The organism is Streptomyces sp. NPDC002181, assembly GCF_042890485.1.
In the GTDB taxonomy this organism is placed as follows: domain Bacteria; phylum Actinomycetota; class Actinomycetes; order Streptomycetales; family Streptomycetaceae; genus Streptomyces.
Genome location: NZ_JBIASC010000006.1, coordinates 359,953 through 380,648 on the forward strand (window position 1 = coordinate 359,953; position 20,696 = coordinate 380,648).

At 75.0% G+C, this 20,696-nt stretch carries 14 protein-coding genes and 1 tRNA gene; 8 read left to right on the forward strand and 7 right to left on the reverse strand.

Translation table 11 applies throughout. The annotated features are described in order from the left end of the window. The gene (locus ACFYXV_RS18775; protein WP_389383490.1) at positions 1-2,319 is read right to left on the reverse strand and encodes a hypothetical protein; all 2,319 of its coding nucleotides are present in this window, start codon (positions 2,317-2,319) and stop codon (positions 1-3) included. A gap of 187 nt (positions 2,320-2,506) precedes the next feature. Here ACFYXV_RS18775 and ACFYXV_RS18780 point away from each other — a divergent pair, with 187 nt between their 5' ends. Further along, positions 2,507-4,567, forward strand: a complete 2,061-nt coding sequence (locus ACFYXV_RS18780; protein WP_385460848.1) for a phosphocholine-specific phospholipase C — start codon at positions 2,507-2,509, stop codon at positions 4,565-4,567. Between the two features lie 153 nt (positions 4,568-4,720). Further along, the gene (locus ACFYXV_RS18785; RefSeq protein ID WP_385460851.1) at positions 4,721-5,476 is read left to right on the forward strand and encodes an alpha/beta fold hydrolase; all 756 of its coding nucleotides are present in this window, start codon (positions 4,721-4,723) and stop codon (positions 5,474-5,476) included. A gap of 61 nt (positions 5,477-5,537) precedes the next feature. Here ACFYXV_RS18785 and ACFYXV_RS18790 read toward each other — a convergent pair. Together ACFYXV_RS18790 and ACFYXV_RS18795 are read right to left on the reverse strand one after the other, a co-directional pair. Then, positions 5,538-5,610 (reverse strand) — tRNA-His (locus ACFYXV_RS18790). A gap of 285 nt (positions 5,611-5,895) precedes the next feature. Next, positions 5,896-6,411 carry a hypothetical protein gene (locus ACFYXV_RS18795; RefSeq protein WP_385460854.1) on the reverse strand — a complete coding sequence of 172 codons (516 nt, stop codon included), beginning with the start codon at positions 6,409-6,411 and terminating at the stop codon, positions 5,896-5,898. A gap of 281 nt (positions 6,412-6,692) precedes the next feature. On the opposite strand from ACFYXV_RS18795, the gene ACFYXV_RS18800 reads away from it, so the two are divergent. Next, positions 6,693-7,814: an aminopeptidase P family protein gene (locus ACFYXV_RS18800; RefSeq protein WP_385477421.1), complete on the forward strand. Its 1,122-nt coding sequence runs from the start codon at positions 6,693-6,695 to the stop codon at positions 7,812-7,814. 46 nt (positions 7,815-7,860) lie between these two features. On the opposite strand, the gene treZ is transcribed toward ACFYXV_RS18800, so the two are convergent. Further along, positions 7,861-9,615: a malto-oligosyltrehalose trehalohydrolase gene (gene treZ, locus ACFYXV_RS18805; protein WP_389383491.1), complete on the reverse strand. Its 1,755-nt coding sequence runs from the start codon at positions 9,613-9,615 to the stop codon at positions 7,861-7,863. A gap of 112 nt (positions 9,616-9,727) precedes the next feature. Between treZ and ACFYXV_RS18810 the strand changes: the two genes are divergently transcribed. After that, positions 9,728-10,291, forward strand: coding sequence for a DUF1707 and FHA domain-containing protein (locus tag ACFYXV_RS18810; protein ID WP_383337760.1), 564 nt, complete (start codon positions 9,728-9,730; stop codon positions 10,289-10,291). A gap of 136 nt (positions 10,292-10,427) precedes the next feature. Continuing rightward, positions 10,428-10,955 carry a GNAT family N-acetyltransferase gene (locus tag ACFYXV_RS18815; RefSeq protein WP_385476544.1) on the forward strand — a complete coding sequence of 176 codons (528 nt, stop codon included), beginning with the start codon at positions 10,428-10,430 and terminating at the stop codon, positions 10,953-10,955. On the opposite strand, the gene ACFYXV_RS18820 is transcribed toward ACFYXV_RS18815, so the two are convergent. Further along, positions 10,945-12,330, reverse strand: a complete 1,386-nt coding sequence (locus ACFYXV_RS18820) for a M14 family zinc carboxypeptidase (RefSeq protein ID WP_385476541.1) — start codon at positions 12,328-12,330, stop codon at positions 10,945-10,947. The genes ACFYXV_RS18815 and ACFYXV_RS18820 overlap by 11 nt on opposite strands. Before the next feature lie 157 nt (positions 12,331-12,487). Beyond that, positions 12,488-14,758, reverse strand: a complete 2,271-nt coding sequence (gene treY, locus ACFYXV_RS18825; RefSeq protein WP_389383492.1) for a malto-oligosyltrehalose synthase — start codon at positions 14,756-14,758, stop codon at positions 12,488-12,490. Between the two features lie 82 nt (positions 14,759-14,840). Here treY and ACFYXV_RS18830 point away from each other — a divergent pair, with 82 nt between their 5' ends. Beyond that, the gene (locus ACFYXV_RS18830) at positions 14,841-16,193 is read left to right on the forward strand and encodes an MFS transporter (RefSeq protein WP_389383493.1); all 1,353 of its coding nucleotides are present in this window, start codon (positions 14,841-14,843) and stop codon (positions 16,191-16,193) included. Here the strand turns inward: ACFYXV_RS18830 and glgX are convergent. Then, positions 16,178-18,292 (reverse strand): glycogen debranching protein GlgX, encoded by a 2,115-nt coding sequence (gene glgX, locus ACFYXV_RS18835; protein WP_385476532.1) that lies wholly within the window; start codon positions 18,290-18,292, stop codon positions 16,178-16,180. The two genes, ACFYXV_RS18830 and glgX, sit on opposite strands and share 16 nt — an antisense overlap. 307 nt (positions 18,293-18,599) lie before the next feature. Here glgX and ACFYXV_RS18840 point away from each other — a divergent pair, with 307 nt between their 5' ends. Together ACFYXV_RS18840 and ACFYXV_RS18845 are read left to right on the forward strand one after the other, a co-directional pair. Further along, entirely contained in the window at positions 18,600-19,898 is a 1,299-nt protein-coding gene (locus ACFYXV_RS18840) for an SAV2148 family HEPN domain-containing protein (RefSeq protein ID WP_383337772.1), read from the forward strand. Between the two features lie 72 nt (positions 19,899-19,970). Further along, the gene (locus ACFYXV_RS18845) at positions 19,971-20,696 is read left to right on the forward strand and encodes a 3'-5' exonuclease (RefSeq protein WP_383337774.1); all 726 of its coding nucleotides are present in this window, start codon (positions 19,971-19,973) and stop codon (positions 20,694-20,696) included.

The window sequence follows — 20,696 nt, forward strand, 5'->3', positions numbered from 1 at the left end:
TCAGCGGACCACCAGGGAGGTGAGGGAGGGCTCGTCGAGCCGGACGGAGGCGGCACGGCCGCCGAGGAGGAAACCGCGTACGGCGTACGGGCCGCCGGGAGAGTGGGGGAGGATCTCGCGCTCGACGGTCCCCGAGGCCGCGAGCTCGGCGCCGGTCACCCGGCACAACTCGGCGCCGTCGGTGGCCCGGCGGGGCCGGGGCCCGCCACCGGCCGCCCCGCGTACGAGGACGAAGTCGGGCAGCCCGGAGCCGGGGTCCCCGCCGGGGGAGAGCAGGCTCACCCGGAGCACGGCGGGACCGCGCCGCAGCATCCGCCGGGGCCCGGGCACGAGCCGGTACGCGATGGCCACATCCGCCGGGAGGGAGACCTGCCCGGCGCCGCGCGGGGCGGCGGCGACCGCGTGCGCGCTGCGCGGGGCGGCGTACGCGGTCACGCGGACCTGCCCGGCACCGACGGGCAGTTCCAGCCCCTCGCGGAGGAACACCGCGCGCACGACGGGGTGTTCGGTGCGCTCGCCGTCGGACTCGGGGGTGACGGCGACCGTGACCCGGCCCGCACCCTCGGGCCAGTCGAAGCTGACCCTGGCCCGCCCGCCGGAGGTCCGCCGGACCGTGAGCCCGGTGACCGCCTCGGGGGCCTCGACCGCGACGCCCGGTCCGGCCAGCGCCCGTTCGCCGAGGACAGAGACGGCGCTGACGGTGGCCAGCGTGCCGGGTGGCGGCTGCGCGATCCCGGCGGCGTCCACCCAGGCCAGCGCGGGCGGCAGGGCGGAGGCGGCCAGCTCGGCGCCCTCCGCGGGAGCCGCCCCCGGCCACTGCACGAACCGTACGCCGCCCCCGGCGCCCCCGTTCCAGCGCAGCTCCAGCCCCCCGGCGCCGCGGGCGCTCGCCCTGAGGCCGGTCACCGGCTCGGGCCAGGGGTGCACGGTGACGGCGGCCCCGACCCCGCCGGACACCACCTCGTCCCCGGCCCCCGCGTACCGGCACCGCACCCGCAGCACGTACTCCCCGGCCCCGAGCCCGTCGGCCCGTACGCCCTCCCGGCCGGTCTCCCGCACGCCTTCCCGCACGCCCTCCCGGCCGGTCCCCGGCCCGGTCCCCGCGGAGCCGGCGTCCGCGGCGTCCGCCGGGCCGGCCGCGCTCGGGTCCCCGAGCTCCCTCGTACGTCCCTGGGGGTCGGTCAGGGTCACCCGTACCCCCGTCGCGCCGGGCGGGCGCAGCCAGGTGGCCTCGACGCGGGAGCGGCCGTCCGTGAGGCGCAGTTCCGTCACCTCGGGGGCCACCAGCAGCGGGGCGCTGATCAGCGGGGTCCCGCCGTCGCCCGGCAGGGCCACGTACCGCACCTCGCGGCCGAGCGGGGCCCGCAGGTCCGTCAGCGGCCCCGCGCCGAGCGGCCCCGGCACCTGCGGGAGCGGTGTCGTGACCGGCTCCCGCCGGGTCAGCCGGACCACCCGCCAGATCCCGTCGGGGTCGGCGCCGGCCGGCCGCCGCAGCGCCACCCCGCCGGGTACGGGCGCCGCCTCCAGCGGGCCGGGACCCCCTTCGGCCGGCCGGTGCGTGCGGACCAGGCCCCGCACCGCGCGCGGGCAGTCCCAGGCCAGCAGGGCCGCCCGCCCGTACGCGGCCGCGGCCCGCTCCCGGTCGCGGCGGCCCTCGTGCGCGCGGGCCTCGTCCAGCAGGGTGTCGGCCGCCCGTACCCGTTCGGCGAGCCCGGCCAGCCGCCCCGCCAGCAGCGGGTCGCCGCCGGCCGCGGCCCGCGGCAGTACGGCGGCGCTCCGGGCGGCGGCCCGCACCCGCCCGGCCAGCAACTCGTCCTCCAGCCCCTCGGCGGCGGCCCGCTGGGCCGGATCCAGCCGGGGGCCCGCGTGAGCGGCGTGCACCAGGGCCGCCGCCTCGTCGGGGTCGACGCCGAACCCGACGGCCGTGTCCGGCAGGTCCCCCCGGGGGTGCTCGTGGAGCAGCCGCACCAGCTGGTAGAGCAGGATCCGCCGCAGCGCGGCCGGGTCGCGCTCCTGGATCCCGGCCAGGCGTTCCAGTAACGCGCCCGCCTCGTCCTCCGCGTCCCCGCGGCCGGCCCGCAGTCCGCGCAGGACCTGCGTCCCCACGTGCCTGCGCCGCCCCGGGCCTTCGACCGTGAAGACTCCGTCGAGCACCCGCAGCCGCCCCCCGGCCGGAATCAGCAACTCGCCCAAGTGGCCTAAGCCCAGGGCCTGTTGCGCGGACAGGAGTTCCCCGTACCGTGCCACCAGCGGCGCGGAGGGCAGGCCGGAGAGTGCGCGGGACCGCCCCAGGGCATGCCCGAACTCGGTCCCCGCCATCTGCTCCGCACCCCCCGTGCAGTGTGTATGGGAGGTCATTCCAGCAGATGCGCGCAGTGTCCGGGAGGTCTTTCCGTTCTCCAGCTGTACCGCGCCGCGTCACGAACCGATCTCCATCCGGTACCCCGGGACCGCTCTCCTTGGGGCGCCCCTCGACATCCCCCTCACCCGCAGAGGTCGTCACCCCATGGCTGAACTCAATCGCCGCAGGTTCCTGCAGATAGCGGGCGGAACCGCCGCGGCCGCGATGCTCAACGAGAGCATCGCCCGCGCGGCCGCCATCCCGGCCCAGGGCGCCACCGGCACCATCCAGGACATCGAGCACATCGTGGTGCTCATGCAGGAGAACCGCTCTTTCGACCAGTACTTCGGCTCGATGAAGGGCGTACGCGGCTTCGGCGACCCGCGCCCCGTCCTCCAGGACAACGGGAAGTCCGTCTTCCACCAGTCCAACGGGACCAAGGACGTCCTCCCCTTCAACCCCCAGGTCTCCAACCTGGGCATGCAGTTCGTCGAGGGCCTCAACCACGACTGGGCCGGCGGTCACGCCGCGTACAACAACGGCAAGTACGACAAGTGGGTCCCGGCCAAGACGGCCACGACCATGGCGTACATGACGCGGAACGACATCCCGTTCCACTACGCGCTCGCCGACGCCTTCACGGTGTGCGACGCCTACCACTGCTCGTTCATCGGCGCGACCGACCCGAACCGCTACTACATGTGGACGGGCCACACCGGCAACGACGGAACCGGCGGCGGCCCCGTCCTCGGAAACCAGGAGGCCGGCTACGGCTGGAAGACCTACCCGGAGCGCCTGGAGGCGGCCGGGGTCTCCTGGAAGATCTACCAGGACATCGGCGACGGCCTGAACGCCGCCGGCGGCTGGGGCTGGATCAGCGACTCCTTCCGCGGCAACTACGGCGACAACTCGCTGCTGTACTTCAACAGCTACCGCAATGCCGCCCCCGGCAGCGCCCTCTACGAGAAGGCCCGTACGGGCACCAACGCCAAGGCGGGCGAGAGCTACTTCGCCAAGCTGCGCGCCGACGTCGTGGGCGGCACGCTGCCCCAGGTCTCCTGGATCGCCGCGCCCGAGGCCTTCAGCGAGCACCCGAACTGGCCCGTCAACTTCGGCGCCTGGTACATCTCGCAGGTCCTGGACGCGCTCACCGCGAACCCGGCGGTGTGGGCGAAGACGGCGTTCTTCATCACCTACGACGAGAACGACGGCTTCTTCGACCACGTCGTCCCGCCCTACCCGCCCGCCTCGGCGGCCTGGGGCCTGTCCACGGCCGACGTCACCCGAGACCTCTACGCCGGTGGCGGCGGCTACGCGGCCGGCCCCTACGGCCTCGGCCCGCGCGTCCCGATGATCGTGGTCTCCCCGTGGAGCAAGGGCGGCTACGTCTGCTCCGAGACCTTCGACCACACCTCGGTCATCCGCTTCATGGAGAAGCGCTTCGGCGTGCAGGAGCCCAACATCTCGCCCTGGCGCCGCGCGGTGTGCGGCGACCTGACCTCGGCGTTCGACTTCACGAAGGCGGACGCCTCGCCCGCGGCCCTGCCCTCCACGGCCGGCTACGTCCCGCCGGACCACAACGCCCACCCGTCCTACCACCCGGTCCCGCCGGCGACGGGCTCCCTGCCCAGGCAGGAGGCGGGCCGCAAGCCCACGCGCGCGCTGGGCTACGCCCCGTACGTGGACGGCAGGGCGGTCACCTCCACGGGCCAGTTCACCCTGACCTTCTCCTCCGGCACCGCCCTCGGCGCGCACTTCCACAGCACCTCGGGCAACCGGACCGACGGCCCCTGGCCCTACACGGTCGAAGCGGGCAAGACCCTCTCGGACACATGGAGCACCAGCAGCTCCACCGGCAACCAGATCAACCTGACGGTCTGGGGACCGAACGGGTTCCTGCGCACCTGGAAGGGCCCGGCGAAGAAGACCGGCCCGGAGGTCACGGCCCGCCACGACGCGGCGACCGGCAACCTGAAGCTGACGCTGGCCAACTCCGGCACGGCGGCGGTCGACCTCACGGTGACCAACGCCTACGGCGGCGCCGCCCAGACCCTGCGGGTCGCGGCGGGCGGCACGGCCACGTACACGGCGGACCTCTCCGCGACGGGCCGCTGGTACGACGTCACGGTCGTCTCCGGCGCGGACACCACCTTCCTCCGCCGCTTCGCCGGCCACGTCGAGACCGGCGCCCCGGGCCTCTCGGACCCGGCCATCAAGACCGTCTGACGTCACCCCCAAGGGGCGCCCGCCCCGGCATTCGCGCCCGCGAGGCCAACGCCCGCGTTGCCTCGCGGGTTCGGGCCGGCGGTGTGACGGCGGGGCGGCTGGGCAGAACGTACGACGTCCGCCTCCGCCGCCCCCGTCACCGAGGGAGAACGCATGGCCATCGCCCACCGCAGGATCGGCACCGGCCCCGTCCGCGTCATCGTGCTGCACGACTGGTTCGGCACCTCCGCGAACTGGGGCTCCGCCCTCGACTACCTGGACCCGGAGGGGTTCTCGTACGTCTTCCTCGACTACCGCGGCTACGGGGACCGCAGGGACGTCACCGGCCGCTACACCCTCCCCGAGATCGCCGACGACGTCCTCGCGCTCGCCGACGAGATCGGCTGGGACACCTTCTCCCTCATGGGGCATTCCATGGGCGGCAAGGCCATGCAGCAGGTGCTGGTCCGGGCCCCCGAACGGATCGAGAAGCTGATCGGGATCAACCCGGTCCCCGCCGCCCCGTACGAGATGGACGACGCGACCCACGCCCTCTTCCGCGGAGCCGCGGGCAGCGCCGAGAACCGGCGGGCCATCCTCGACCTCGTCACCGGCCACCGCGCGGGCCGCCACTGGCTGGACCGGATGGTCGCCCACTCCTTCGGCGTCTCCCGTCCCGAGGCCTTCGCCGCCTACCTCGAGAGCTGGCAGCCGCTGGACCTGTCCGCCGCCGTGAAGGGCAGCACCGTCCCGGTGCTGGTCCTGGTGGGGGAGAACGACCTCGCCCTCACGCCGGAGGTGATGCGGGCCACCTGGCAGGTCTCGTACCCCGACTGCCGCGTCCACCCCGTGGCCGGCGCCGGGCACTACCCGCCGCACGAGACCCCGGTCGCCTTCGCCGCGGAGGTGGAGGGGTTCCTGCGGGGGTAGCCGGAGGCGGACACGAAAAAACCCCCGGGGTACGAGGAAACCTCGTACCCCGGGGGATCAGGGTGAGTGACGGGACTTGAACCCGCGGCCACCTGGACCACAACCAGGTGCTCTACCAACTGAGCTACACCCACCACGAAGGGCGGCGAACGCCCGTCGATGTGCATGCACAGCATAGCTGATCAGGAGGGTGGTCCCGCCACGCGATATCCGGCCGCGGCGTGTGCGGCGGCCGCCGTCGCGCACGCCTTCACGACGGGGTGCGGGCGCCTCCCGTCCCCCGACGGCTCCGGCCGGAAGAGCGTGGCCGGGAAGAACGGGCGCCCCGGCAGCTCGGCGATCCGCACCTGCCCGTCCTCGTCGTGCCCGGGGATCCGGGACTCCGGGCGGTACGGCCGCCTCCCCAGGACCGGCCACGGCTACTTCAGGGCGACCTTCGTGGCCACGATGATCAGGCCGAGGAACAGGTTCACGACCCCCTCGGTCGCCAGCTGGCCGCGGCTGGCCCCCGCACGGGCGGCGCCGACGCACGCCCAGAGGACCTGCTGCGCCACGGACACGCCCATGGCCAGCCAGGCCGTCCCCCAGTAGTCCAGATCGAGGAGGGCGCTCAGGGCGACGGCGGCCGCGGGCAGGACGGCGGCCTCCACGATCGGCCACTCGTGGATCGCGACCCGCCGGATCTCGCCCCTGCTCCACGGCTCGCCGAGCACCCGCTCCCCGGCGAGATGGGCGTAGACGTGCGTGGCCCAGAACACCAGGCCCGTGACCAGCAGGAGCAGGACGAGATGGAGCCGCGGCCGGTCGCCGACCGTGGTGGCCGTCGCCACCACGGAGGTGGCGAGGAGAGAGCCGTACACGGCCCCCGCGGAGTCGGTCCGGGAGGCGCGGTGCGGCCTGCTGCGACCTGCGGACATGCCACTGGGGATGCTCACGCCCCCACGATAGGGAGCCCGCCCCCCACCGCCGCCCGGGCACGCCGGGCCGTCCGGGCGGCGGTGGCAGGGGGCGGCCGGCGCCGGGGTCGCCGTACCGCTGTCCGACCCGCGCCCGGTGCCGTACGGAGCTCCTCGCCCCCGGCACCGCCACCCCGGCACCGTCACCCCGGCACCGTCACCCCGGCACCCCCACCCCGGCCGCCGCGGCCCTCGCGGCCCGGCTCGCCGCGGCGCGGTGACCACTCGCGCGGCGCCCGGCCCGGCGGGAGGATCGCCCCATGGACCTCGAACCCGAACCGTTCACCCACGCCGACTACGCCGCCCGGATGGCCGCCGCCGCGCAGAGCGCCGCCGACGCCGGGCTGGCCGGCCTGCTCATCGCCCCCGGGCCCGATCTCGCCCACCTCACCGGCTACCGGCCCGCCGACACCGAGCGGCTGACCCTGCTGGTGCTCGCCGCCGGGCGGGAACCCGTACTCGTCGTGCCCGCCCTGGAGGCCCCCGACGCCGCCGAGGCCCCCGGGGCGCCCGCCCTGACCCTGCGGGACTGGACCGACGGGAAGGACCCGTACGGGGTCACCGCGTCCCTCCTCGACGGCGCCGGCCGCTTCGGGGTCAGCGACAACACCTGGGCGCTGCACCTGCTGGGCCTCCAGCGGGAGTTGCCGGCCTCCTCGTACGCCCCGCTCACCGACGTCCTGCCGATGCTCCGCGCCGTCAAGGACCGTCGGGAGCTGGAGCGGCTCGCGGCGGCCGGCGCGGCCGCCGACGCCGCGTACGCGCAGATCCTGGGGGTCCCCTTCGCCGGCCGGCGGGAGCGCGACATCGCCGCCGACCTGGCCGCGCTGCTGCGCGAACACGGGCACTCCCAGGTGGACTTCACGGTCGTCGGCTCCGGCCCCAACGGAGCCAACCCGCACCACGAGGCCGGTGAGCGGACCATCGGGCACGGGGACATGGTGGTCCTCGACTTCGGCGGGCTCAAGCACGGCTACGGCTCCGACATCTCCCGCACGGTGCACGTCGGCGAGCCGGGCGCCGAGGAACAGCGCGTCCACGACATCGTCCGCGAGGCGCAGCGGGCCGCCTCCGCCGCCGTCCGCCCGGGCATCGCCTGCCAGGACGTGGACCGGGCGGCCCGCGCGGTGATCACCGAGTTCGGCTACGGCGACCGGTTCATCCACCGCACGGGCCACGGCATCGGCGTGACCACCCACGAACCCCCGTACATGGTCGAGGGCGAGGAGCTGCCGCTGGTCCCCGGGATGTGCTTCTCCGTGGAGCCGGGCATCTACCTGCCCGGGCGCTTCGGGGTGCGCATCGAGGACATCGTGACGGTCACCGGGGACGGCGGCCGCAGCCTCAACAACGCCCCGCGCGAGCTGGCCGTCGTGGAGTGAGGGGCCGACCGGTCACAACTCCCCGTCGGCGACGGGCCGGTGGCCGTCACGGCCCCAGCAGCACCGCCGACTCGGCGGGGAGGTGCACGCGGCCGTCGGGCCCCGGGTGGTCCACCGGGTCCCATGCGGCCAGCACCCGGACCCCGTTGCGGCCGAGGGCGATCGTCACCGGCTCGGGGGACAGGTTCACCGCGACCCGCACGTCGCCCCGCCGGAACGTCACCCAGCGGCGCTCCTCGTCGTAGGCCACCCGCACCGCCGCCAGGTCCGGATCGCGCAGGTCCGGATGGGTGCGCCGGAGGGCGATCAGCGTCCGGTACCAGGCCAGCAGCCGGTCGTGCGGGGCGCGTTCGGGCTCCGCCCAGTCCAGGCAGGAGCGGTCCCGGGTGGCCGGGTCCTGCGGGTCCGGGATCTCTTCCGCCTTCCAGCCGTGCGCCGCGAACTCCCGGCGCCGGCCGCTGCGCACGGCCTCGGCGAGCTCCGGGTCCGGATGGTCGGTGAAGTACTGCCACGGCGTGCCCGCGGCCCACTCCTCGCCCATGAACAGCATCGGCACGAACGGCCCGGTCAGCGCCAGCGCCGCGCCGCACGCCAGCAGCCCGGGGGAGAGCGAGGCGGCGAGGCGGTCACCCAGGGCCCGGTTGCCGATCTGGTCGTGGGTCTGCGTGTAGCCGAGGAAGCGGTGCGCGGCGGTGCGGCGCCGGTCCACGGGACGGCCGTGGCTGTGGCCCCGGAAGGAGGACCAGGTCCCGTCGTGGAAGAACGCCCGGGTCATGGTCTTGGCCAGCGCCGCGAGCGGAGCCTCGGCGAAGTCGGCGTAGTACGCCTGGGACTCGCCGGTCAGCGCGCAGTGCAGGGCGTGGTGGAAGTCGTCGTTCCACTGCGCGTGCAGCCCCAGGCCCCCGGCCGCGCGCGGGGCCGTGGTGCGCGGATCGCACCGGTCGGACTCGGCGATCAGGAACAGCGGGCGGCCCGTCTCGGCGGCCAGCTCGTCCACGGCCGCCGACAGCTCCTCCAGGAAGGTCAGCGCCCGCCCGTCGGCGAGCGCGTGCACCGCGTCCAGCCGCAGCCCGTCGATCCGGTAGTCCCGCAGCCAGGCGAGGGCGCTGCCCAGCAGGTACGCGCGCACCTCGTCGGAGCCGGCCGCGTCCAGGTTGACCGCCGCGCCCCACGGGGTGTGGTGGGTCTCCGTGAAGTACGGGCCGAAGGCCGGGAGGTGGTTGCCGGAGGGCCCCAGGTGGTTGTGGACCACGTCCAGCACCACGCCGAGCCCGGCCGCGTGGGCCGCCTCCACGAACCGGGCCAGCCCGGCCGGGCCCCCGTACGGCTCGTGCACCGCCCACGGCGCCACCCCGTCGTACCCCCACCCGTGCCGGCCGGGGAAGGGGCAGACCGGCATCAGCTCCACGTGTGTGATCCCGAGCGCGGTGAGGTGTCCGAGGCGGGCGGCGGCCGCGTCGAAGGTGCCCTCGGGGGTGAAGGTGCCGATGTGCAGCTCGTACAGGACCGCCTCCTGGAGCCGGGTGCCGGGCGCCGGCCCCCGCGGGGTGAGCGGCTCGAAATCGACCACCGCCGAGAGGCCGTCGGGCCCGTCCGGCAGCCGCCGCCCGCGCGGATCGGGCCGTACGGTCTCCTCCCCGGCTGCCACGCCCACCAGGAACCCGTACCGGTCCCCGTCGGCGGCCGGTGCCCCGGCGGTCCACCAGCCGGTCCGGTCCGGATCGCGTGCCATCTCGTACGTCGCGCCGCCGAGTCGCAGCGCGACCCGGTCTGTCTGCGGTGCCCACACCTCGAACTGCACGGACGGTTCCCCTCGTCTGCTGCGGTACCCGGAACGTGTGCCGGGCCCATCATCGCGTGGACGGCCGGAGGAGTTCTGGACACTCCGGCCCTGACGGGCCGACAATCACCCTGTGACGTCGAGTTTCGAGTTCCCCGCCTTCCCGGTACCGCGCCTTTCGGACGCGGAGCGCGACCGGGCGCTGGAGCAGCTCCGCGAGGGTGCCGCCCTCGGGAAGCTGTCCCACGACACGTTCCTGCGCCGTATGGAACTCGCCCTCGTCGCCCGCCGCTCCGAGGACCTCGCGGTCCTCACCGCCGACCTCGGCAGCCGCGGGAGCGGCGAAGGCGCGTGGACCCGCCGCGTCTTCGGCTGGGTGGGCCGGGTCTCGGCCGTGTCCGCCGGGGTCCGGCGGGCCTGGAACGCCGAGCGGCTGCCGAAGCTGCTGCTGCCGCACCCGAGCGCGCGCTCCCTGAGGATCGGCCGGGACCCGGGGAACGGGCTGCGGCTCACCGACGAGACGGTCTCCCGGGTCCATGCCGAGCTCGGGATGCGCGACGGGGTGTGGGTCCTCACCGACCTCGGCTCCTCCAACGGCACCACGGTCAACGGCCGCCGGGTGACCGGCTCGGTGGTGGTCCGGGACGGGGACCAGATCGGCTTCGGCCGGATGAACTTCCGGCTCTCGTCGAGCTAGGCCGTACCGTCGAAGTCCCGTCCGGTCGGCAGAGTCCGGCGCGCGCTCCCGCCTGATCTTCCGGATCGTTCGGGATCATTCCGGGTTCCCCGGGCCGCCCGACGCCGTGATCACGCCGGGCCCGATGATGGTGCCCATGGAACACGGAGACCCGCAGCGGCAGCCGCCCGTCGTGCGCCCGGCCCGCCCCGAGGACCTGCCCCGCCTCGTCGAGCTCGTCCACGAGCACGTCGCGTACGAGAGGTCCGCCCCGCGCCCCCCGGGCCTGGCCGACCGGCTCGGGCCGCAGCTGTTCGCGGACGGGGCGCGGCTGTGGGTGCTGCTGGCCGAGGCCCCGGACGGATCGGTCGCCGGATACGCGGCCTGCTCCGCCGAGTTCGCGTTCTGGGACGCCCGGCACCACCTCCACATGGACTGCCTCTACCTCGCCGAGGAGGCCCGCGGCCACGGCCTCGGCGCCGCCCTGACGGCCGCCGTCGCGGACCTCGCCCGCTCGCTCGGCCTCGACCAGGTCCAGTGGCAGACCCCGGACTGGAACGAGGGCGCGATCCGCTTCTACGACCGGCTCGGTGCCACCGGCGCGGCCAAGCGCCGCTACGCCCTGGCCGTGCCGCCGCCCGGGGAGCCGGCGGCCGGCGCCGGGGGAGTACCTCCTACGCACTGACCGTCCCGTCGGGTTCGGCCGGCCGGCCGGGTTCCCCGGCACCGTCCAGTCCCTCCGCGACGAGCCGCTCGTACGCCGCCAGGACGGTACGGGACTGGTGCTCGACCTGGGTGGCCACCGGGATCCGGCGCGCCCGGAAGCGGGCGCCGAACTCCTCGCACCAGCCGGTGACGAGCCGGTCCAGCCCCGGGGCCGCAGGGTGCCCCTGGGCCCGGAGCACCCGCAGCAGCATCGAGGCGGCGCGCAGCGACAGCCGCCGCGCGAAGGCGTCGATGCTGCCGATGGCGGCCGCGGTGGCCTCGGCGGGGGCCCCGGCGCCGGTCCACTCCACGGTGATCCGGGGGATCAGCGCGAGCGTCCAGTCGACGGCGCGCAGCAGCGCGGCCGCATCGGCGTCCGCGCCGGGGCCCGGGTGCCTTCGGGGGCCCTGCGCCGGATCGCCTCCCGGTCCCCGCGCCCCCGGCGCCCATGCCCCCGGCTCCCACGCCCCCGCCACCCGGTCCCGTACGCGGGCCACGAGCGCGGCGTCGGCGGCGAGCCGTCCCGCCAGGACCCGCAGGGCTCCGCGCGGGTCCGGGTGCGGGGCGGGGTCGTCCACCAGGTCCGAGGCCCACATGGGGACTTCCACGATGGCGGTGGTGCCCGCGTAGCGGTGCGCGTGGTACCAGGTGCTGAGCCGGGTGTCCTCCGGGTGGAACGCCCCGTTCGGGTCGGCCCCGGCCTGCGGCATCACGAAGATCCCGGGGCCGGGGGAGGGCCAGCCGGCCGCGTCCGAGGCCCCGGTCTCCACCGGGATCCGCAGCTCGGCGGCCGATTTGGCGAAGGGTTCCGCGAGGCCCGGTATGTCCCGGGTGAGCTGGACCCAGGACCCGCCGAGGTCGGTGCCGTGCAGGGAGACCTGGAGGGCGGGGCGCAGCTCGTCGATGAGGGCGGTCAGGGCCAGGGTCTCGGGCGGCAGCCGGTCCGGAGGCAGTAAAGACGGCGCCCATTCGGGCTGTTCCGGACCGGGGGGCCGGAAGAAGTTCCGGTGGTAGTCGAGCAGGGAGCGGGGCCGGGGCGTGCGGTGCAGGGCCGCCCCGTCGGGATCGGCGCACAGCAGGAAGTGCCAGCCGCGGCCGGCGCGGACCGCCGGCTCGCGCAGCACGCGCCGGGCGAGGGAGAGCGCGGTGGCGCCGCCGACGGGCTCGTTGGCGTGGGCTCCGGCGACGACGAGCACGCCCGCGCCCCGCGGGCGGCCGCTCGGCTCGACCGAGAGCAGCCACAGGGGCCGGCCGCCCCGGGAGGTGCCGGCCCGGCGGAGCCGGGCCGGGCCGGGGTGCTCGTCCGCCAGTGCGCGGGCGGCCAACGCGAGTTCGGACGGTGTGGGGTAGCACATGTCACGAAGGAGGGTCACGTCTGATGCAATGCCCGCCGCGCACGCCCCCTACTGCTCCGCGCGCCCCACACTTCCCGGAAACCCCTGGCCAACGCCTCGGGGCGGCGGCCTCCCGCGCGAGCCCGCAGACCGTCCTCAGCCGCCCCCGTTTCTGCCCTCACGTTCGCCTCCCGCCCCCGCCGTCGCCCTCGCGCACGAGGAGGGCCACCGGCTGCGCCGAGAGCAGCTCCGCGAGCCGCGCCTCGCCCTCGTACGACGCACCCCGGTCCAGCACCGCCGTCCACCTCCCCGGCGGGAGGGGCAGGGCGGTGTCCCGCCAGCCGCCGGCCCCGGCCAGCCGGTGCGAGAGCCGGGTGGCCGCCGCGACGAGCCCGCCCGGGCGGGCGAAGGCCAGGCAGTGCTCGGCCGCGGGGCCCCGGGCCGCCAGCGGGGTGTAGCCGGTGAACAGCCCGGGCCGGTTCCGGCGCAGCCGCAGCAGGGCGGCAGTCAGCGCCAGCTTCTCCTCCGCAGGGCCCCGCGGCGCGGCCCCCGCGTCCAGCCGGGCCAAGGCCTCGTGCGGGAACCGGGCCGGGCGCCGGTTGTCCGGGTCCACCAGGGCCCGGTACTCCGTCTCGGCGCCCTGGTAGACCTCCGGCACCCCGGGCATCGCCAGGTGCAGCAGCGTCATGCCGAGCAGGTTCGCCCGGGCCGCCGCGGCGAGCTCGGGCGGCAGCTCCGGGTCCTGCGGCGCGTACCCCGCCACCGTGTCCTCGTACGCCGGGTCCTGGTCGGTCCAGCTCGTGTGCAGGGCCGCCTCGCGGACGCCCTTGAGGAGGGCCTCCGCGAGGCGCTCGGCGCGCTCGGGAGCCTCCCCGAGGCCGAGCGCCGTCTGCCGGGCCACCCAGGCCAGTTGGGGATCGGGTCCGGTGGGCCGGCCCATCACCCCGGGGGTCTGGGAGAGGGCCGAGATCCGGGCCCGGACGTCCGCGCTGCGCTTGGTGTCGTGCGTGGACAGCACGGTCCCGGAGCCGGGCCAGTCCCGGTCGAGCTCGGCGCAGTACGCGTGGAACTCGGCGGGCGCCAGCGCCGGTTGTCCGGGATCCCCGCCGACCTCGGTGGCCGACAGCAGGGGGGCGTACCGGTAGAAGGCCCGGTCCTCCAGCGACTTGGCCCGCAGCGCCGCCGAGGTCTGGGCGAAGCGGGCCGCGAACGCCGGATCGCGCCGTACGAGGTCGCGTACGCCCGCCACCGCGCCCGGCCCGGCCGGCGCGGCGGCCTCCGCCAGGGCCTGGGGGTCGAGCGGCTCCGGCTCGCCGGGGTAGGGCCGGTAGACCGGATAGGCGATCAGCAGCTCCCGCACCCCGGCGGCCAGCTCCGGTCCGGCGGCCCGCTCCAGCGCCGCCAGCTCGGCCGCCAGGTCGCCGGTCAGCACCTCCCGCGCGGACGCCCGGGCCGTCTCCTGCCAGTCCGCGCTTCCGGTGAACTCGACGTACCGGCGGGCCAGTTCCGAGGCGCCCACGGGGTCGGTGAGCACGCCGTCCACCCGGTGCAGGGCGTCGTAGCCGGTGGTCCCGGCCACGGGCCAGCCGGGCGGCAGCCGTTCGTGGCGGGCCAGGATCTTCTCCACCACCACCCAGCAGCCGTCGCCCACGGCCGTCCGCAGCCGCCGCAGGTACCCCTCCGGGTCCGCGAGCCCGTCCACGTGGTCGATCCGCAGCCCTCCGGCCACCCCGTCCCGCACCAGTTCCAGGACTTTCGCGTGCGTCGCCGCGAACACCTCCGGATCCTCCACGCGGACCCCGATCAGGTCGGAAATGGTGAAGAACCGACGGTAGTTGAGCTCGGTCCGGGCCGTCCGCCAGCAGGCCGGCCGGTACCACTGCGCGGCCAGCAGGTCCGGCAGCGCCAGCCCCGCCGTCCCCTCCCGCAGCGGGAACTCCAGCTCGCCGTGGAGCAGGAGGCCGCGGTCCCGGTCGGCCGTGAACCCGTCCGGCGCGGGCGGCTCCGCGAGCACCGGCAGCAGCACCTGCCCGCCGCCCGCCTCCCAGTCGATGTCGAACCAGCGGGCGTACGGGGAGTCCGGACCCTCCCGCAGCACCTCCCACAGGGGCCCGTTCAGCCGCAGCGGGGAGGGCACCGCCATGTGGTTCGGGACGATGTCCAGCACCAGGCCGAGCCCGTGCCCCCGGGCGGCCGCGGCCAGCGCGCGCAGCCCCGGCTCGCCGCCGAGCTCGGCCCGGACCCGGCTGTGGTCGGTGACGTCGTACCCGTGCGCCGATCCGGGGACCGCCTCCAGCACCGGCGAGAGGTGCAGGTGCGAGACCCCCAGCGAGGCGAGATGGGGTACGACCGCCTCGGCGGCGGCGAAGGGGAACTCGGGTCGCAGTTGAAGCCGGTACGTCGAACTCGGGGCTGGTTCCGTCTGGATGCGCGCATGCGACTGGCTCATGAGAACGTACGTACCCACCTTCCCGGATTCCGTGCCATTACCCAATGCATCCGGGTGACTGCGTCGCGTTAGCGTTGATCAAGTGGCCGGAACCGTCAACACCTATCGAAGAGTCATCGCCCTGACCGGGCCCCTCCTCCCGCTCCTCTCCTTCCTCGCGCGGCTGCCCGTCGCGATGTCCCAGTTCGGGAGCGTGCTGCTGGTCGCCGAGACCAGCGGTTCGCTCGCCACCGCCGGCATCGTCGGCGGCACCCTCTCCGCCGGCCAGGTGGTCTTCGGGCCCGTCCTGGGCCGGCTCGCCGACCGGTACGGGCAGCGGTCCGTGGTGCTGGCCGCGGCGGCCGTCAACGCGGTCGCCACCGGCGCCCTGGTCGCCGGGGCCCTCGGCGGCCTCGCCACCGTCCCGCTCGCCGCGATCGGCGCCGTCACGGGTGCCTCCGTGCCGCTGATCGGCCCGCTCGCCCGGACCCGCTCCGTGGCCCTCGCCCACCGGGCCGGAGCCGACGAGGGCGTGATCGGCGCCGTCCACTCGCTCGAAGGCACCCTGGACGAGGTCTCCTTCGTCTTCGGGCCCGCCCTCGTCGGACTCGCCGCGCTCACCCTGCACCCCGCGATCGCCCTCGGCGGGGCCGCCGCCCTCGTCGCCGTCTTCGGCACCGCCTTCGCCCTGCACCCGACCGCCGCGGTCGCCGCAGGGGCGGGCCCGAAGGCCGCCGACGGCGTCGCCGGCGGCGCCCCGCGCCCCGCCCGTCACCCGCGCGTCGTGTACGCCGTACGGGCCTCCCTGTTCCTCCAGGGCGCCATGTTCGGCGCCTGCCAGGCCGGAATCGCCGCCCTTACCGCTCGTCTGGGCGTCCCCGGCCAGGCGGGCATCGTGTACGCCGCCATGGGGGTGGTCAGCGCCGCCGTGGGCCTCGCCCTCGGTGTGCTGCCCGCCCGGATCGGGCTGCGGGTGCGCTGGCGGGCGGCCACCGCCGCCGCGCTGGTGCTCTCCGTACCGCTCCTGTTCACCCACGCCCTGTGGCCGCTGTACGCGGTCGTCACCGTGCTCGGCGCCGCGTACGCCCCGCACCTGATCACCGCGTTCGCGCTCACCGAGCGGGTCGTGGAACCTGCGCGGCTGGCCGAGGCCACGGCCTACGCCGCCAGTTCGCTCGTGGCCGGCCAGGCCGCGGCGCTCGCCGCCTCCGGGCGGCTCGCCGAGTGGTACGGGCCCGCCGGGGCCTTCGCGGTCGCCGTCGGGGCGGCCGCGCTGGCCCTCGTCCTCGCCCTCGTGGCCGGCGTGCCGGCCGCCCGCGCGCACCCCGCGTCGCCGAAGGTCTTCATCCCGGCGCAGCAGACGGCCTCCCCGGAGGGGGAGGGCCCCGCGCGGCCGCCGTCGGCGGGCTCCTCCGGCTCCTCCGGTTCCTCCGGCTCCTCCTACGCCGGGCGCTGAAGCAGCACCAGACACCGTCCCGTCAGCGCCACCCGGTCCCCGGCCGCGTACTGCGGTCCGGTGCCGGGTGGCAGTACGTCCGGCCGCGCCGTGTCCACGACGAGCCGCCACTGCGCGCCGTGCCCGGCCGGGATCGTGAAGTCCTGCGGATCGGCGCCCGCGTTGAACATGAGCAGGAACGAGTCGTCGGTGATCCGCTCCCCGCGCGAGCCCGGCTCGGAGATCGCCTCCCCGTTGAGGAACACCGTCAGCGAACGCGTGTTCTGGGCCTGCCAGTCGCGCGCCCGCATCGGTTCCCCGTGCGGGGTGAACCAGGCGATGTCGGACAGCTCGTCGTTGGTCCCCTCCACCGGCCGCCCGTGGAAGAACCGGCGCCGCCGGAACACCGGGTGGTCGCGGCGCAGCCACACCATCCGCCGGGTGAACTCCAGCAGCGCGGGCGCCGGTTTGCCCGGCTCGGGCCAGTTCACCCACGACAGCTCGTTGTCCTGGCAGTACGCGTTGTTGTTTCCGCCCTGCGAGCGGGCGAACTCGTCGCCGTGGCTGAGCATCGGCACGCCCTGCGAAAGCATCAGCGTGGCCGTGAAGTTGCGCATCTGGCGCTCGCGCAGCTCCAGGATCTCGGGATCCTCCGTCGATCCCTCCACCCCGCAGTTCCAGGACCGGTTGTGGGTCTCGCCGTCCCGGTTGCCCTCGCGATTGGCCTCGTTGTGCTTCTCGTCGTACGAGACGAGGTCGTGCAGGGTGAAACCGTCGTGGCAGGTGGTGAAGTTGATGGAGGCCAGCGGACGGCGGCCGTCGTCCTGGTAGAGGTCCGAGGAGCCGGTGAGACGGCCCGCGAACTCCGCGAGGGTGCGCGGCTGCCCGCGCCACAAGTCCCGCACGGTGTCGCGGTACTTGCCGTTCCACTCGGTCCACAGTGGCGGGAAATTGCCCACCTGGTAGCCGCCCTCGCCCAGGTCCCAGGGCTCGGCGATCAGTTTGACCTGGCTCACCACCGGATCCTGCTGGACCAGGTCGAAGAACGAGGACAGCCGGTCCACCTCGTGGAACTGCCGGGCGAGGGTGGCGGCGAGGTCGAAGCGGAAGCCGTCCACGTGCATCTCGGTGACCCAGTAGCGCAACGAGTCCATGATCAGCTGGAGCACGTGCGGGGACCGCATGAGCAGCGAGTTCCCGGTCCCCGTGGTGTCCATGTAGTGCCGGGGGTCGTCCGTGAGCCGGTAGTACGAGGCGTTGTCGAGCCCGCGGAAGGACAGCGTCGGGCCCAGGTGGTTGCCCTCGGCGGTGTGGTTGTAGACCACGTCGAGGATGACCTCGATCCCCGCCTCGTGCAGGGCCCGTACCGCCGATTTGAACTCCAGCACCTGCTGGCCGCGGTCCCCCGAGGCGTAGCCGTTGTGCGGGGCGAAGAAGCCGATCGTGTTGTAGCCCCAGTAGTTGCTGAGCCCGTCGTCCACCAGCCGGTGGTCGTTCACGTACTGGTGTACGGGCATCAGCTCCAGCGCCGTCACCCCCAGCTTGGTGAGGTGCCCGATGACCGCCGGATGGGCCAGGGCGCCGTACGTGCCGCGCAGCTCCTCGGGCAGGTCGGGGTGACGCATGGTCAGCCCCTTGACGTGTGCCTCGTACAGCACCGTGTGGTGGTACTCGTGGCGCGGCGGGCGGTCGTTCGCCCAGTCGAAGTACGGGTTCACCACGACCGAACTCATCGTGTGCGGAGCCGAGTCGAGGTCGTTGCGCGAATCGGGCCGGCCGAAGTGGTAGCCGTACACCTCCTCGCCCCAGTCGACGTTCCCGGCGATCGCCCGCGCGTACGGGTCCAGCAGCAGCTTCGCCGCGTTGCAGCGCAGCCCGCGCTCGGGCTCGTACGGCCCGTGCACGCGGAAACCGTAGCGCTGCCCGGGCATCACCCCGGGCAGGTACGCGTGGCGTACGAAGGCGTCGGTCTCGCGCAGTTCGACCGCCGTCTCCGAGCCATCGTCGTGCAGGAGGCACAACTCGATGCGTCGGGCGGCCTCGGAATAGACCGCGAAATTGGTCCCGGCGCCGTCGTACGTGGCGCCGAGCGGATACGCCTGTCCCGGCCAGACCTGCATGGATACGGCTCTTCCCCTCGTTCCCCCGGCTGGCGGGCTGATGTGTCGGTGCCGATCCGGCGTGGACCGCGTCTCGGCTAGATCTTCCCCGAAAGTGGGCTCACAAGCGGGGACTTGGCATGCTCCTACCGGGTGACCCGGAGAGCTGATATGCGGGTCAGCGGACCATGTGGGCATCCGATAATGGGTCAACGGACCACCTGCGCAGGGACCGTCGGACCCCATCGGGCTGCATCGGGCACCGAGCTCGGAGTACCCTTCCGTGATCACTGGAGACGGGCGTCCAGACGCAGAAGGCGGTGCACGGGTGAGCTCGGGAGGTCTGGAGCTGCCCCCTGGTGACAGCGGTCACGAGGGCGGCCCGGCGGACGCCCCAGGAGGTGCACCCGGTGGTGCGCCCGGCGGGGTCTCCGGCGGCGCGGCGACGGGGGTGCCGGCCGGGGCGGTGTCGCTGGCCCCGACGGCGGCCGGGAGCGTGCCGGCCGGGGCCGAGCTGGACTGGGGCGCGGACGCGTGGAGCGAGGTCCGCACCCGCGCGCAGCGGGCCGGCCGCGCGTACATCTGGCTGAATCTGATCGAACAGCGGTTGCGCGCCGTCGTCGGCGCCGTTCTGCGGCCGATCTACGAGCCCGTGCACGGCGGGGACGACTGGGTGGTCGCGGCCGCCGGGCCCGCCGGTCAGGAGTGGGTGCAGCGGGCCGTGGCCGTACGCGAGGTCAGCCGGCGCAAGGGCTACCTGCTGGACCCGGCCGACGACAACGTGCTGAGCTTCCTGACGCTCCCGCAGCTGCGGGAGCTCATGGTCCAGCACTGGCCGTGCTTCGAGCCGTACTTCGACGACCGGCGGGAGATCGAGCTGGCGCTCGACGAGCTGGAGGTCACCCGGAACGTGGTCTCCCGCAACCGGGCCCTGTCGCGGGCGGTGCTGGAGCAGGCCGAGCGGGCCTCGGCGCGGCTCCTGGAGGTGCTGGGCGGCGGCGCGGGCTCCCCGGGCGCGGACCGGCTGCCGATCGACGCCGTCGAGGACCTGGTGGGCGACCGGTACGCGGACGTCATCTCCGTCCACCCGGACCGGGTGCGGCTCCAGCGGCAGCTCCCGGCGGAGGACCTGTTCGGCGGCGCGCGCCGGCTCGACGCCATCGGCATAGGGCTCAACCTGCTGGTGCAGAACTTCTCGGGCCGAAGACTCGTGCGCCTGACGGAGGCCGGCTGCCGGGTCCGGCTGCTGTTCCTGAACCCGGCCAGCAGCGCCGTGAAGCGGCGCGAGCGGGAGCTCGGGCTGCGCAAGGGCGAGCTGAGCCGCTCGGTGGAGATGAACATCCTGCACGTGCGCCGGGTGCGGGCGGGGCTGCGGGACCCCTCGCGCTTCGAGATCCACGTCTTCGACGAGACGCCCCGCTTCACCGCGTACCTGGTGGAGGGGGAGAGCTCGGGCATCGCCGTGGTGCAGTCGTACCTGCGGCGGGCGCGCGGAATGGAGGCGCCGGTGCTGGTCCTGCGGGGCGGCGGCACCCGCGGCCCGGCGCGGGACGCGGAGCACGGACTGTTCCCGACGTACCGCGAGGAATTCGAGTCGATCTGGGAGGACTCCCGCCCGGTGTCCTGACTGTCAGTGCCCCGTGGCAGGCTGAAAGTCATAGACCGAAGATGTACGGGGAGTGTGGGGGAGGGGCGCGGCATGGGGGACTGGCACGGCGGTGTGCTGATCGGATTCGACCTGGAGACGACCGGCACGGAGCCGGGGGAGTCGCGGATCGTGACGGCGGCGGTGGTCGAGGTACGGGCGGGCGAGGTGCGCGAGCGGCGCGGCTGGCTCGCGGATCCGGGGATACCGATCCCCGAGGAGGCCTCGGCGATCCACGGGATCGGCACGGAGCGGGCGGTGGCGGAAGGCCGCCCGGCGCGGGAGGTCGCGGACGAGGTGGCGCGGGCGCTGGTGGAGCACTGGGGCCGGGGAGCGGTGGTCGTCGCGTACAACGCGGCCTTCGACCTGACCCTGCTGACGGCCGAACTGGCCCGGCACGGGCTGCCCTCGCTGGCCGACCGGCTGGGCGGGATGGAGACCGGGCCCGTGGTGGACCCGCTGACCATCGACCGGGCCGTGGACCGCTACCGGCGCGGCAAGCGGACGCTGGAGGCGGTGTGCGGGGTGTACGGGGTCACCCTGGACTCCGCGCACGACGCGGGCGCGGACGCGCTGGCCGCGGTGCAGGTGGCCCGGGCGATAGCCGCCCGGCATCCGGAGGTCGCGGCCCTCACCCCGGCCGCGCTCCACGCCCGCCAGGGCACCTGGCACGAGCGCTGGGCCCGCGACTTCCAGTCGTACCTGCGCCGCCAGGGCACCCCGGACGCGGTGATCGACCCCCACTGGCCCCTGCGCGAAGCCCTCCCGGCGACGGCCTGA